This window comes from Glycomyces tenuis DSM 44171 (genome assembly GCF_000427885.1).
Lineage (GTDB): Bacteria > Actinomycetota > Actinomycetes > Mycobacteriales > Micromonosporaceae > Glycomyces > Glycomyces tenuis.
On the sequence record NZ_ATYW01000021.1, the window covers coordinates 94,190 to 106,204 of the forward strand.

General features: G+C 69.9%; 12 protein-coding genes and 1 pseudogene. 6 read left to right on the plus strand and 7 right to left on the minus strand.

The genetic code is table 11. The features are described 5' to 3' along the window. Positions 1–93 precede the first annotated feature (93 nt). The gene (locus tag YWW_RS0120270) at positions 94–687 is read left to right on the plus strand and encodes a hypothetical protein (protein ID WP_026931535.1); all 594 of its coding nucleotides are present in this window, start codon (positions 94–96) and stop codon (positions 685–687) included. Positions 688–750: 63 nt separating this feature from the next. Here YWW_RS0120270 and YWW_RS0120275 read toward each other — a convergent pair whose 3' ends face one another. Together YWW_RS0120275 and YWW_RS0120280 are read right to left on the minus strand one after the other, a co-directional pair. Then, complete coding sequence (locus YWW_RS0120275) at positions 751–1,668, minus strand: hypothetical protein (RefSeq protein WP_026931536.1); 918 nt, start codon at positions 1,666–1,668, stop codon at positions 751–753. A 170-nt stretch (positions 1,669–1,838) separates the two neighbouring features. Beyond that, positions 1,839–3,125, minus strand: a complete 1,287-nt coding sequence (locus YWW_RS0120280; RefSeq protein ID WP_026931537.1) for an adenylosuccinate synthase — start codon at positions 3,123–3,125, stop codon at positions 1,839–1,841. 127 nt (positions 3,126–3,252) lie between these two features. On the opposite strand from YWW_RS0120280, the gene YWW_RS0120285 reads away from it, so the two are divergent. From YWW_RS0120285 to YWW_RS0120295, 3 genes are all read left to right on the plus strand, one after another. Then, positions 3,253–4,086, plus strand: coding sequence for a diacylglycerol kinase family protein (locus YWW_RS0120285; protein ID WP_026931538.1), 834 nt, complete (start codon positions 3,253–3,255; stop codon positions 4,084–4,086). A gap of 113 nt (positions 4,087–4,199) precedes the next feature. After that, positions 4,200–6,122 (plus strand): beta-galactosidase, encoded by a 1,923-nt coding sequence (locus YWW_RS31875; RefSeq protein ID WP_035704773.1) that lies wholly within the window; start codon positions 4,200–4,202, stop codon positions 6,120–6,122. Between the two features lie 165 nt (positions 6,123–6,287). Continuing rightward, positions 6,288–7,049, plus strand: coding sequence for a GDSL-type esterase/lipase family protein (locus YWW_RS0120295; protein WP_035697664.1), 762 nt, complete (start codon positions 6,288–6,290; stop codon positions 7,047–7,049). A gap of 99 nt (positions 7,050–7,148) precedes the next feature. Here YWW_RS0120295 and YWW_RS0120305 read toward each other — a convergent pair whose 3' ends face one another. The 5 genes and pseudogenes from YWW_RS0120305 to YWW_RS36525 all read right to left on the minus strand — a co-directional run bounded on the left by YWW_RS0120305 (position 7,149) and on the right by YWW_RS36525 (position 9,200). Then, positions 7,149–7,433, minus strand: a complete 285-nt coding sequence (locus YWW_RS0120305; protein ID WP_051326097.1) for a helix-turn-helix domain-containing protein — start codon at positions 7,431–7,433, stop codon at positions 7,149–7,151. Next, positions 7,372–7,590: pseudogene (locus YWW_RS38065) on the minus strand (hypothetical protein); the annotation flags it as partial. The pseudogene YWW_RS38065 and the gene YWW_RS0120305, both read right to left, overlap by 62 nt. Beyond that, on the minus strand, positions 7,591–8,028 hold the full coding sequence (locus YWW_RS0120310) for a hypothetical protein (RefSeq protein WP_026931541.1): 438 nt from the start codon (positions 8,026–8,028) through the stop codon (positions 7,591–7,593). A gap of 255 nt (positions 8,029–8,283) precedes the next feature. After that, a complete protein-coding gene (locus YWW_RS31880) occupies positions 8,284–8,694 on the minus strand; it encodes a hypothetical protein (RefSeq protein WP_051326098.1) in 411 nt (136 codons plus the stop codon). Positions 8,695–8,762: 68 nt separating this feature from the next. Continuing rightward, complete coding sequence (locus YWW_RS36525; protein ID WP_051326099.1) at positions 8,763–9,200, minus strand: MarR family winged helix-turn-helix transcriptional regulator; 438 nt, start codon at positions 9,198–9,200, stop codon at positions 8,763–8,765. Between the two features lie 282 nt (positions 9,201–9,482). On the opposite strand from YWW_RS36525, the gene YWW_RS34385 reads away from it, so the two are divergent. Together YWW_RS34385 and YWW_RS0120330 are read left to right on the plus strand one after the other, a co-directional pair. Then, positions 9,483–10,538, plus strand: coding sequence for a DUF4253 domain-containing protein (locus YWW_RS34385; RefSeq protein ID WP_026931542.1), 1,056 nt, complete (start codon positions 9,483–9,485; stop codon positions 10,536–10,538). A 118-nt stretch (positions 10,539–10,656) separates the two neighbouring features. Next, complete coding sequence (locus YWW_RS0120330) at positions 10,657–12,009, plus strand: hypothetical protein (RefSeq protein ID WP_026931543.1); 1,353 nt, start codon at positions 10,657–10,659, stop codon at positions 12,007–12,009. The last annotated feature ends 6 nt before the right edge of the window (positions 12,010–12,015 follow it).

The following is a 12,015-nucleotide window of genomic DNA, read 5'->3' on the forward strand; positions in this document are numbered from 1 at the left end:
CCGTCTCAGGAACCGCAGCGGGACCGGCCGCCCCACCGCCCACGGCCGCCCCGCTCGCCGATGCTGGATACAGTTGTCGGGGGAGGTGAACCGGTGCGCAGAAGCTCGGAATGGACCGTCGTCGAACGCAGCTCCCCCACCCGCCGGATCTCCTCACTCGTCCTCTACGCCACCGTGTGCGCCGCCGTCGTGGGCGCGCTCGTGTGGCTCGTCCACACCGAGCCCGACACGCTCGACTCCGGCGAGGCGAACCCGGTGGTGGCCCTGCCGGGCTTCTTCGGCGTCATGGCCGGGGTGGGGGCGGTCTTCTTCCTGATGCCGCTCATCCGGCCGCCGCAGCTGCACGTCAACCACTTCGGGCTGCGCGTGCGCCCCGGCTACGGGAAGGTCCTGCTCATTCCCTGGAGCAACGTCGAGGAGCTGGCCGCGATCACCGTCGGATCGGGCCGCAGGGGCCACTCGTACCTCCTGCTGGCGACCGACGTGTACCTCGGGCGCGGCGGCTCGGACCGGCCCGGCTTCATCGACCGCTCGGTGCTGCGCGAGGCCACCCGCGCCACCGAGGGCCTCGTGGCCGGCTTCGACCTGGCCGTGCGCTGCGGCGACTTCAAGCCCGACGCGCAGCAGCTCCTCGCGAGCCTGACCTCCTTCGCCCCCGGCCACGTCCAGGTCGTCGACCGCCTCTGAGACGCCGAACCGGCCCGGCGGAGGCCGGGCCGGTCGCGAATGCGGCCCGAAGGCCGGTGGCGCTCAGAACTCGAACAGCTCCTCGATGCGCTCCACTGACGCGGCGCGCACCGCCCAGTAGGCGAGTGTGTCCAGGTTCGTGCAACCCATGATGCGTTTGCGGTCGGCATCGGTGTATTCGACGCCCCGCGCGTCGAGCAACATGATCACTATCTCGGCGCGACCCTTGATGCGGCCTTCTTCACGGCCTTCTTCACGGCCTTCTTCACGGCCTTCTTCGAGGCCCTCGGCTTTGAAGTCGTCGCGGAGCCTGGAGGCGTACGGGTAGGTCATGGTCATGATTATCCTCTTCCACGCGGTATAGGCGCAACCATCGCCGAGACCCACGGAGGTGAACTCGGCGAAGAATCGCGCGGTGGTCTCGTCCAGCCCGCCCAAGGCGATGGCGAGCGGATTCAGGGCCTTCTCGATGTCGGGGTCGAGTCGGTGGGTCAGGGCCGCGAACACCGCGAGCACGATGTCCTCGGCGGCGGTCTCGGGATCGGTGATGAACGGCGTGTTGTCCGGCCCCAGTACGAGCGGCAGCACTCGCAGCGAGGGTCTCCGCTTCGGGCCCAGGATGATGGGCCTCCTCGCCCAGTCGGCGGTCTTCGCGCAGGGCGTGACCACCATCAGGCTCACCGGCAGTTCGTACTTGTTCTCCAGGTAGGCGATGTAGTAGGCCCAGCTTCGGAGCTTCTTCTTCGAGGTTCCCGTCTGCGGCTCGATGACGATGATCTCGGCGCCCTCGTCGGTATCCACTTTGAGCACCGTGTCGGCGTACCGCGCCAGCGGCTTGATCTCGGTGAGGTCGCTGTTGAGCACGGCGACGCCGCGCACTTCGGGGAATTCCTCCTGGAGGATGTGGCTCATGGCCTTGGAGAACAGGGCCGGTTCTTCGCGGAATATGTGGTGGAGCGCTTCATGGGGGACATTCGCCATGCGCGTGAAGGTATCGACGGGAGTGTGAGCACTCGTGTATTTCGGCGGCGTGCCGTCGCGTGTCGCACACTGTTCGTAACTGACTTCACATCGTCGTCTCGCGCCGGGAGGCGTTCCCGTGCATGCCGATGGGGGCGCGGGCTTCGCCCGCGCCCCCATCGCGAGTCCGATCAGATCAGCGGGTGGCGGATGATGTTCTCGTCTCGGCCGGGGCCGACGCCGATGACGCTGACCCTCGCGCCGCACAGCTCCTCGAGCCGCTCGATGTAGGACTGCGCGGTGGCGGGCAGCTCCTCGAACTTGCGGCACTCGGAGACGTCCTCCCACCAGCCGTCGTGGTACTCGTAGACCGGCTTGGCGTGGTGGACGTCCGTCTGCGTCATCGGCATGTCGCGCACGACCTCGCCGTCGATCTCGTAGCCCACGCAGATCGGCACCCGCTTGAGCTCGGAGAGCACGTCGAGCTTGGTGACGAACAGGTCGGTGATCCCGTTGACGCGCACCGCGTAGCGGCCCAGGACCGCGTCGAACCAGCCGCAGCGGCGCCGCCTGCCGGTGGTGACGCCGTACTCGCCGCCCCGTTTGAGCAGGAACTCGCCGTGCTCGTCGTGCAGCTCGGTGGGGAAGGGCCCCGAGCCGACGCGGGTGGTGTAGGCCTTGATGATGCCGATGGCGGTGGTGATCTTGTTGGGCGCGATGCCGGTGCCGACGCACGCGCCGCCGGTGGTGGGGTTCGAGGACGTCACGAACGGGTAGGTGCCGTGGTCGACGTCGAGCATGGTGGCCTGCGCGCCTTCGAGGAGCACGTTCTTGCCGGCTTCGAGGGCCTGGTTGAGCAGCAGCCTCGTGTCGGCGATGTAGGGCTTGAGCCGCTCGGCGTAGCCCAGGTACTCCTCGGCCACGGCCGCCGGGTCGATCGCCTTGCGGTTGTAGACCTTCACCAGGATCTGGTTCTTCTCGCGCAGGATCGCCTCGAGCTTCTCGGTGAGGATGCCCGGGTCGAGCAGGTCCTGGACGCGGATGCCCATGCGCGCCACCTTGTCCGCGTAGGTCGGGCCGATGCCGCGGCCGGTGGTGCCGATCCGCGAGGAGCCCAGGTAGCGCTCGACGACGCGGTCGAGGGCCCGGTGGTGGGGCATGATGAGGTGGGCGTCCGCCGAGAGCTTCAGGTTCGAGACGTCGACACCGCCGGCGCTGAGCTCATCGAGCTCGGAGATGAGGAACTTGGGGTCCACCACGACGCCGCCGGCGATGACGGGGACGACCCCCGGGGTGAGGATGCCGACCGGGACGAGGTGGATGGCGTACTTCGTGCCGTCGGGCGTCACGACGGTGTGCCCGGCGTTGTTGCCGCCCTGATAGCGCACGACGTAGTCCATGTCGGCGCCGAGCAGGTCGGTGACCTTGCCTTTGCCTTCGTCGCCCCACTGCGTTCCGACGACCGCGATCGCTGGCATCTGCCCATCCTCCCGGGAACTTGATCACCCGATTACCGTGTAAGCCTACTGGCACGGAGTGACGCCGTGTCCCATCAGGGCCGAGCGCTATGAGTCGGGCCTCGGTCACACATTACCGTTGACGCTTGTGAACGTAGTCGTGCTGTCTCTCGTCGAGGCGAACTGTGCGGACACCGGGCCGCGCACGCAAGTGCTGCACCTGATCGACGAGCTGAAGCGGCTCGGCGCGGATGTGCGCACCGCCGAGGCCTCCACTCCACAGGAGATCGACCCGGTCGTGGAGGACGCGGCGTCCTCCGGCACGCGGATCGTGCTCGCCGCGGACACCGACGAGCAGGTCAACGCGGTGGCCGCGCGCATGGTGCGCCGCCTCGCGCCGGCGCCGAGCGAGCGGGGCGAGGATCTGCCCGCGGGGCGCACGGTCCCCGACCTGCCGCCGCTGGCGCTGCTGCCGCTGGGCTCCGCGCCCGGTCTGGTGGAGCGGTTCGACCTGCCGTCGAAGCCCGCCGAGGTCGCCCGGGCCGCGGTGGAGGGCGCCGTGCTGCGCACCGATCTGATGCGCCACGACGGCGGCGGCGTCTGCCTCGACGGGGTGCGCCTGGGCGGCGGCGACCGCCCGTGGCGCGGCGTGGTCAACCTGGACGACGCGGTGCTGACCGACGGCTCCGAGCAGATCCTGGCGTGCGTGGTGGCGAACGCCGACGGCTACGCCGCGGCCGACGACATGGTGCTCGCCGAGCCGGACCCGGCCGACGGGAGGATCGACGTCGCCGTGGCCATCCCGGTGCTGGTCGGCCGGTGGCGCAAGCGGGTCCGCATCGAGGTCCGCCGCGCCAGGGGCCGGGCCGTGGCCGTCCACCCGAACGACGGCGTGACGTTCATCTCGGACGGCCTGGTCGGCGAGCTCGGGCGCAAGCGCACCTGGTGGGTCGAGCCGGGCGCCGCCGCTTGGATGCGGTGAGTGATCTACTTCATGTAGGGGTGTGAAAAAGCTGGTCGCGGGGGTGGATACCGGCAATCGGTTGCCGTAGCCTTGGGGGCGCACCGACCCTCTTCCAGCAAAGGAGCCCCGCCATGGCGATCGTCTACGGCGGCGATTACAACCCCGAACAGTGGCCGCGTGAAGTCTGGGCCGAGGACATGCGCCTGATGCGCGAGGCCGGCGTCAACCGCGTCAGCCTCGGCATCTTCTCCTGGGCGAAGCTCGAACCCGAAGAAGGCCGCTTCGAATTCGACTGGTTCGACGAGGTCATCGACCTGTTGGCCGCGAACGGCGTCGAAATCTGCCTGGCCACGCCCACCGCCTCGCCGCCGCCGTGGTTCGCCGCCACCTACCCCGAGGCGCTCCCCGTCGACGCCGAGGGCCGCCGCCTCACCCACGGCTCCCGCCAGGGCTTCGACCCGTCGTCGGACGTCTACAAGACGGCTGCTCTGCGGATCACCGAGCAGGTCGGCCGCCGCTACCACGGCCACCCCGCCGTCAAGCTGTGGCACATCCACAACGAGTACGGCTGCCACAACGCCCGCTCCCACTCGCCTGCGGCCACCGCCAAGTTCCGCCTGTGGCTGCGCGAGCGCTACGGCGACCTCGACGGCCTCAACGAGGCCTGGGGCACCGCGTTCTGGTCGCAGGCCTACTCCTCCTGGGACCAGGTCTACACGCCGCTGCCGACGCCGACGATCCCGAATCCCGGCCACGTCCTCGACTTCAAGCGCTTCTCGTCCTGGCAGCTCCTCCAGCTCTACAAGGCCGAGGCCGAGCTGCTCCGCTCGATCGACCCCGACAAGCCGATGACGACGAACTTCATGACCGGCAACCACCCCGACATCGACCTGTGGGAGTTCGCCGAGGCCGTCGACGTCGTCTCCAACGACCACTACCTCGAAGGCCCCGCCGGGCACGTCAACCTCGGCTTCGCCGCCGACTACACCCGCTCCCTCGGCGGCGGCGCGCCGTGGATCCTCATGGAGCACTCCACCTCCGCGGTCAACTGGCAGGGCCGCAACCGTGCCAAGGCGCCCCGCGAGCTGCTGCGCAACTCCTTCGCGCACCTCGCGCGCGGCGCGGACGCCGTCATGTTCTTCCAGTGGCGCGCCTCTCGCCAGGGCGCCGAGAAGTGGCACTCGGGCATGGTGCCGCACGTCGGCACCGACTCCAAGATCTGGCGCGAGGTCCGCGAACTGGGCGCCCGCCTCGGCGAGCTCGACGAGATCGAGGGCTCCAGGGTCCACGCGGACGCGGCGATCCTGTGGGACTACCAGAACCTGTGGGCCCAGGAGCACGAGGCGAAGCCGACCGCCGACCTCGACGTCAAGGCCGTCCGGGAGTCCTGCTACGCGGCGCTGTGGCGCGCGGGCATCACCACCGACGTCGCCCACCCCGAAGGCGACCTCTCGGGGTACCGCCTGGTCGTCGTCCCGGCCGTCTACCTGATGTCCGAGGCCGCCGCGCGGAACCTCAAGCACTTCGTCGCCTCCGGCGGCACCGTGCTCGTCACGCCCTACTCGGGGATCGCCGACGAGACCGACACGGTCTACCTCGGCGGCTACCCGGGGGCGATCAGCGACCTCGTCGGCGTGCGGACCGAGGAGTTCTACCCGCTCATCGGCGAGACGGTCGCCCTCGCCTCCGGCGGCACCGGAAGCGTCTGGAGCGAAGCGGCCGAGGCGAAAGGCGCCGAGGTCCGCGACACGTATCTCGACGGCACGCCCGCCTGGACCGTGAACCGCTTCGGCGAGGGCACCGCGCACTACCTGACCACGTTCGTCGACGACGACACGCTCGACCGCGTCCTCGCCGCGGCGGCCTCCGACGCCCGGGTGGAGCCGGCCGCCGACGCCCCCGTCGGCGTCGAGGTCGTCCGCCGCTCCCACGACGACGGCCGGTCCTGGCTGTTCTGCATCAACCACACCGAGGCCGACACCCAGGTCAAGACCGACACGGCCACCGTCGACGTGCCGGCCGGAGAGGTCGTCGTCCACGCCGAGCACGCCTGAGGCGGTCCGAGCGCCCGAAGGCGCCGTTCCCTTCGGGCGCTCGGACGCTGTGGCCGTGCTCGCCACTGGATCGCAACCCGATCGTTATCTTTGTGAGGCATGCTGGGCTGCACTCGGACGGGTGGAGTCCGGAGATTCGATGCGGATTGAAGGTGGGGAGTGGGAGTGCCCGCGGCGTTCTCGAGTTTCGTGGCCATCGGCGACAGTTTCAGCGAAGGGCTCGGCGACCCGTACCCGGACGGCGACGGCCTCCGGGGCTGGGCGGACCTGTTCGCGCACCGCGCCGCCGAGTTCTGGCCCGACCTCGCCTACGCGAATCTCGCCGTCCGCGGCCGCCTGTTCGACCGCATCGTCGACGAGCAGGTCGTCCCGGCCATCAAGCAGAGCCCCGACCTGGTCTCCTTCGCCGCCGGCTTCAACGACGCCCTGCGCCCGAACTACAACCCGACGCGCCTGGCGACCCGCGCCCACGAGGTGGTCCGCCTGTTCAAGGCCTCCGGCGCCGAGGTCATCCTCTTCACCTGCGCCGACATCACCAGTCACATCCCGGGCACGAAGCTGCTGCGCAAGCGCTTCATCACCGCCAACGACGCCACCCGGCGCGTCGCCAAGCGCCACGACGCAATCCTGGTCGACCTGTGGGGAGACGACGCCTTCGCCGACCCGCGCCTGTGGGCCGAGGACCGGCTCCACATGAACGCCTACGGCCACCAGCGGGTCGCTGCGAACGTGTGCACCGCCCTCGGCGTCGAGCCCGACGAGGACTGGCTCAAGCCGATGCCGCAGCTCGCGAAGGTCCGCCGCGAGGTGAACGGCGCGGCCTGGGCCGGCAAGCACCTCGCGCCCTGGGTCAAGCGCCGCATCACCGGCAAGTCGAGCGGGGATACGGTGGAGCCCAAACGCCCCAAACTCACGCAGGTGAAATGATGCTCCTCTTCAAGCTCGTCGCCGTCCTGGTGATCATCCTGTTCTGCGCCTTCTGGTTCGGCATGCTCATCAAGAAGGGCCGCAAGGGCTGACCTCGCCTCACGCCGCTGCGCGGGGGACGAAGTCGATCGCCGGATCCACCTCCAGCGCACCGGCGAGCCGTTCGAGCAGCGGGATGGTGGGAGTGACGCCTCCGCCCTCGAGGCGCGACAGCTGCGGCTGGGACATGCCCGCGCGTGCGGCCAGCTCGGACTGGCTCATGCCGAGTTCACGGCGACGTTCATAGACCATCTTCCCCAGAAGGAAAGCGCGCCTAGCCGATTCATAGTCCTCGGAGTGCGCGCCGCTGCGGCGCCAGACGGTGTGGTCTCCAGATCCGGGCATTACATCTCCTCCTCGTCTCGATCGTGAATGGCGACCGCGTGCTCATGCCACTCTGTTCGCACTCGGCCTGTGCCCGCCGGGCCCGCTCGACCTCGGAGCGCTCGCGCGCCCGGGTCTTGCGGAAGACGGTCAGCAGCACGATGCGCCGTTTCGGCGCCTACGGCGAGGCTTCGTAGGTGCAGAGCGAGTCGATGGCGACCGCCAGTCGCCGTCCCAGCGGCGTCCATGCCGAACCGGGGACGGTGCGCTCGACCGCGAGCCGGAACGGCCGGTCCTCGTGCACGCCGGTCAGCTGCCAGACGTCGAGGTAATCGCCGTCCCCGGTGTCCTCCACCAGCGGCCGCGGGACGCCGAACGCACCCGCTTCCGCGAGCAGGCCGGGGACGGGGGCGAGCAGCTCGAGGGGTACCCGCTGCCAGGCGGCGCTCCAGGAGATCGTCATCGCGTCCATGGATTCGGATTGGACCAGGCAGCGCGCGGCGCCGTCCGATGAGGCGACGAACCACGCCAGGCGCGGCAAGCCGAAGGGCTCGCTCCGGTCTGAATAGCCGCCCCACCGCTCCGAGTAAAGGGTGAAGTCGGTGTACCGGCCCATCGCTCTCCTTCCTCGGGCTGAATCCCGTACACGATACATTCCGGCCACCGGCCCGCAAAGGCGAAGAGTCCGAACGCCTCCCGTCGACCGCCCGGCCGCCGCATCGTCCTTCGGCGGTGACTCCGCGCCGCGCCAACGAGCCGAACGAGGCGATGTCCCCTGAATCGCTTGTGGGCGAGTGGGAGCGGGACGGCCGGTGGCCCCGAACTCGGGGCGGCGGCTCTGTCCGCCGGCTCGGCGTCACGACCGTCGAACCTATCGGGCCGACGGGCGGCGCCTCCGGTGCGACTCGAGAGCGATGAGCGCGGCGAGGAGCACGATGCACGCGAGATCGAAGTAGACGCTGAACGCCGAGAGGTCCGTCCGCAGCCGTTCATCGGGAAGGATGAGCGCCAGGAAGACCGATTTGGTGGCGATCGCGGCGGCGGCCACCGGAATGCGCGCACGCGCGTCGAAGGCGGCCCAGGCGATCGCCGCGCCCAAGGCCAACTGGAGCGCTCCTCGGTGCTGGAGCAGGGCGATCACCATCGGATCGGTCTCGGTCACCTGGTAGGTCCATTCGAGCGTGTAGGCGTCGATGAGCGCCAGTGCCGGCAGTGCCGTGATGAGCCCCATGAGGAGCAGTGTCGTTCGAACCGCGTGGGACGGCAGTGCGGAGGTTCGCATGCGACTACCTTTCGTCAGTAGAACTGACGATCAGGTTAGCTGACAATATTCGGCCTCGCGCGCTCGGATCAGCATTCGGGTCGGCGATGGACGAACAGCTCCGCGAGCACGGCGTTGAGCGTGCGCCGCTGCGATTCCGACAGCGGAGAGAGGAACTCGGTCTCGGCCGCGGCCAGCGCGGCGGCCGCTTCGGTCAGTCGCCGCGCCCCCCGCTCGGTGCGCATGACCGACTGCTTGCGGCGGTCGGAAGGGTCGCGGCGGCGCTCGACGAGCCCGAGCGCCTCCAGCCGGTCCACGACGGCGACCATCGTGGTGCGGTCGAGCCCGGTCGCGTCGACCAGCTCGCGCTGCGAGCAGCCTTCCCCGCGAATGAAGCCGAGCACGCGCAGCTCCTTGGCGCGCAGGTCGAACGGCGACAGCGTCCGCTCGATGACCCGTTCCGCGCCGACGCCGAGCCGGTGCAGCAGGAATCCGGTCGACTGCCCGAAGATCTCTCCAGCGTCCACGATGCTCCTCCACTGCCGCCCGCCGACGTGCCCGAACGGTCTGCGATGCTACCGGACCGGCGGACTGTGATCCCGGCCCCGCGCACTGAGCCGTCCGGAGCGCGTTCCCGAGATGACGGCCGGGGGTTGCCGTGGCGTTCCGAACCGAGACAGGGCATCATGGATCGGGTGGGACTCCTCCAGCGTCTGTTGGGGCGCCGGGACACGCCTGATTCAGTGCCCGATCCCGCCGCCCAACAGGAACCGACAGCCGAGCCCGAGCCGCCGCCTGAAGAACCTCAGGTGTCCTCGGGTGCTCTCGACGACGCCGCGCCGAACGATGCCGCCCCCGAGACGCTCCAAGCGGAATCTCAGGAGGAGGACGGCATCGCACCGACCGCATCCGACACCACCGAGCCGAGGCCCCTGCTCGTGGCCGTGCCCGACCTCGAACCGGAACCCGAGCCCGAGTCCTGGGCGGCACCGGAGTCCAAGGCGGAGCCGCAGTCCGAGCCGAAGTCCGACGACATCTTCGTGCCCGAGCGCCCCAAACGGGAACTGCTCACCCTGGACAAGCCCGAGCCCCCTCAGCGCCCGCCCGGGACCGGCCGCGACGAGATGATGCCGCGCGAGGAGGACACCGACGCGCTCGACATCGCCGGATCCCCCCGCGCCGCCCTCAGAGAGGCCGGACTCGCCGTTCCCAAGATGCACCAGCTGGTGCGCCGCGAGGACACGACCATGTGGGCCTTCGGGGTCCGCGCCTCCGAGGCCCTCCACTGGTGGCTCGAGATCCGCCAGGCCGCCGAGGAGACCGGTTGGATGCCCGTCCTGCTCGGCGCTCCCGAGGAGTGGCGCGACTCCGGCGAGGCCATCATCCACGAAGGCGACGACGAGCTCGGCCGCGCCGACGGCATCGACGCCGCCGACCTCCTGCACGACAAGGCCGCCGAGGCCGGGGAACCCGCGCGCGGCGTCCCGATCCTGCCCAGGCGCGGCGACAGCGACTTCGCGACGCCGCAGCGCGACGGCCTGATGGGCCTGGTCGAGACCGACGCGGGCTGGAAGATCCCGGCGATGTTCCCGTGGAAGGGCTCGACGAACTGGGAGCTGTACGGCGCCGAGCACGCCGCGATCCTCAAGCGCTGGCACCACCGCTTCGACGCCGAGCTCGTGGCGATGACCTATGACGTGCTGGAGCTCTACGTCCCGCACCCGCCCGGCGCCGACGAGGCGCTCGGCGTGGCGAGCGAGGCCTACGCCTACTGCCCCGACCTCCTCGACTCCGGAGTGCCCACGCTGGAAGACCTCGCCGAGCACATGATCAGGTCCAAGGCGTGGTACTTCCGATGGACGTAGTCCCATCGGAATATGGGCGCAGCCGATGGGCGTAGTCCCGTCGGAACACGGGCGGACGTAGTGAGGTCCTTCGATACGGGCTCTGGGCCGGGTGGACGGTGGTCACTAGTATGCCGTGATGATGCCCATACATTTCACGCTTTCACGGCGTCTCATCGCGGCCACCCTGATATCGGCGACCGCCCTTGGCCTCGCGGCCTGCTCCGATGACGAAGGAGAACTGGACACGAACGGGTCCGAGGCGGCGGAGGAGCAGCCGCCGGCGCAGGCCATCCCCGTGGCGACGGACTTCTTCGAGGAGCAGCCGGAGTGGAGCGCCCCGGTCCCCGCGGACGCCTCCGTCTTCATCGTCGGCGAGCACGTCGTCTGGTACAGCCCCATCCCCGGCACCATCGGCTCGTACGACGCCTCCGGCGCCGAGGCCTGGACCGAGGACATCGAGCCGTTCGGGAACTTGAACGACGACGGCAGCGTCCGAGCCGACTTCAGGATCGTCGACGAGCAGACCGTCGCGGTGGTGCAGCGCGGCGAGTCCGAGGCGGACGGCCTGGACGCCGGATCGTACGTCTTCCGGGTCTGGCTGTACGACGTCGCCACCGGTCTGAGCGGCGAGCCGGTGGACGTCCCCGGTGAAGCCGCCGGGCCGGGAGAGTACGGTCTGGCGTTCCCCGGATCGGACGCCGACGGCGAGCCGTCGACCTACGAGACGGCCTACACGGTCTCGGCGACCGGTGAGGTCACCGAGCACGAGCCGATCGAGGACACCCTCGCGGGCACCCCGGTCCGGGAGGCGCCGAACATGACCGTCGGCGGCACTCCCGTCTTCGACATCGAGCCCTTCGTGACGTCCAGCGAAGACGGGTGGTCCGAGGAGCCGGAGGGCGACTTCGGCACCGGCTTCGGCGGGGACGGCTGGACCTCGATGGACGTCGCGCCGCCGTCGGTCGCGAACGGCGGAACGGCCGCCGAGATCATCGCGGTCGCCGGCGACCACCACGTCCTCGTCAGGTGGTTCGATTCCACCGCCACGACCGACGACGAGACGGCAGTGGAGGTCTTCGGCCTGGTCGACGTCGCCAGCGGCGAGCTCGTGACCGAGCTGGCCTGCGAGGGCGAGACCTACACGGACCACTTCACGGCCCCCGACGCCGGGACGGTCGACGTCAGCGCCGACGGCAGGTACTTCGTGACGCAGGACGCCGTCATCGACTCCCAGACCGGCCAGGTCCACTGCCCCGAGTCCGACCGCTCGGTGGTGCTCCGCGCCGTCGACAGCCAGGGCCGGGCGTTCGGCGACATCGACGTGGACGACGAGGACGCCGAGGCCGTCATGGTCGGTGTCGACGGCGAGGCGACCACGTCGCCGACCGCCGCGGGCGTCTACGCGCCGGTCGGGTTCCTGGAAGGCGACCTCGCCGTCCACTACGACCGCGACGCGGGCATCGTGGCCGCGAACCAGTTGAAGGTCTGACCGCGG

Excerpts from the sequence above, each read along its gene's own strand:
- YWW_RS0120275 (WP_026931536.1), bottom strand. The coding sequence starts at position 1,668 with ATGGCGAATGTCCCCCATGAAGCGCTCCACCACATATTCCGCGAAGAA.
- YWW_RS0120280 (WP_026931537.1), bottom strand. The coding sequence starts at position 3,125 with ATGCCAGCGATCGCGGTCGTCGGAACGCAGTGGGGCGACGAAGGCAAA.
- YWW_RS31875 (WP_035704773.1), top strand. The coding sequence starts at position 4,200 with ATGGCGATCGTCTACGGCGGCGATTACAACCCCGAACAGTGGCCGCGT.
- YWW_RS0120305 (WP_051326097.1), bottom strand. The coding sequence starts at position 7,433 with ATGCCCGGATCTGGAGACCACACCGTCTGGCGCCGCAGCGGCGCGCAC.
- YWW_RS0120310 (WP_026931541.1), bottom strand. The coding sequence starts at position 8,028 with ATGGGCCGGTACACCGACTTCACCCTTTACTCGGAGCGGTGGGGCGGC.
- YWW_RS31880 (WP_051326098.1), bottom strand. The coding sequence starts at position 8,694 with ATGCGAACCTCCGCACTGCCGTCCCACGCGGTTCGAACGACACTGCTC.
- YWW_RS0120330 (WP_026931543.1), top strand. The coding sequence starts at position 10,657 with ATGATGCCCATACATTTCACGCTTTCACGGCGTCTCATCGCGGCCACC.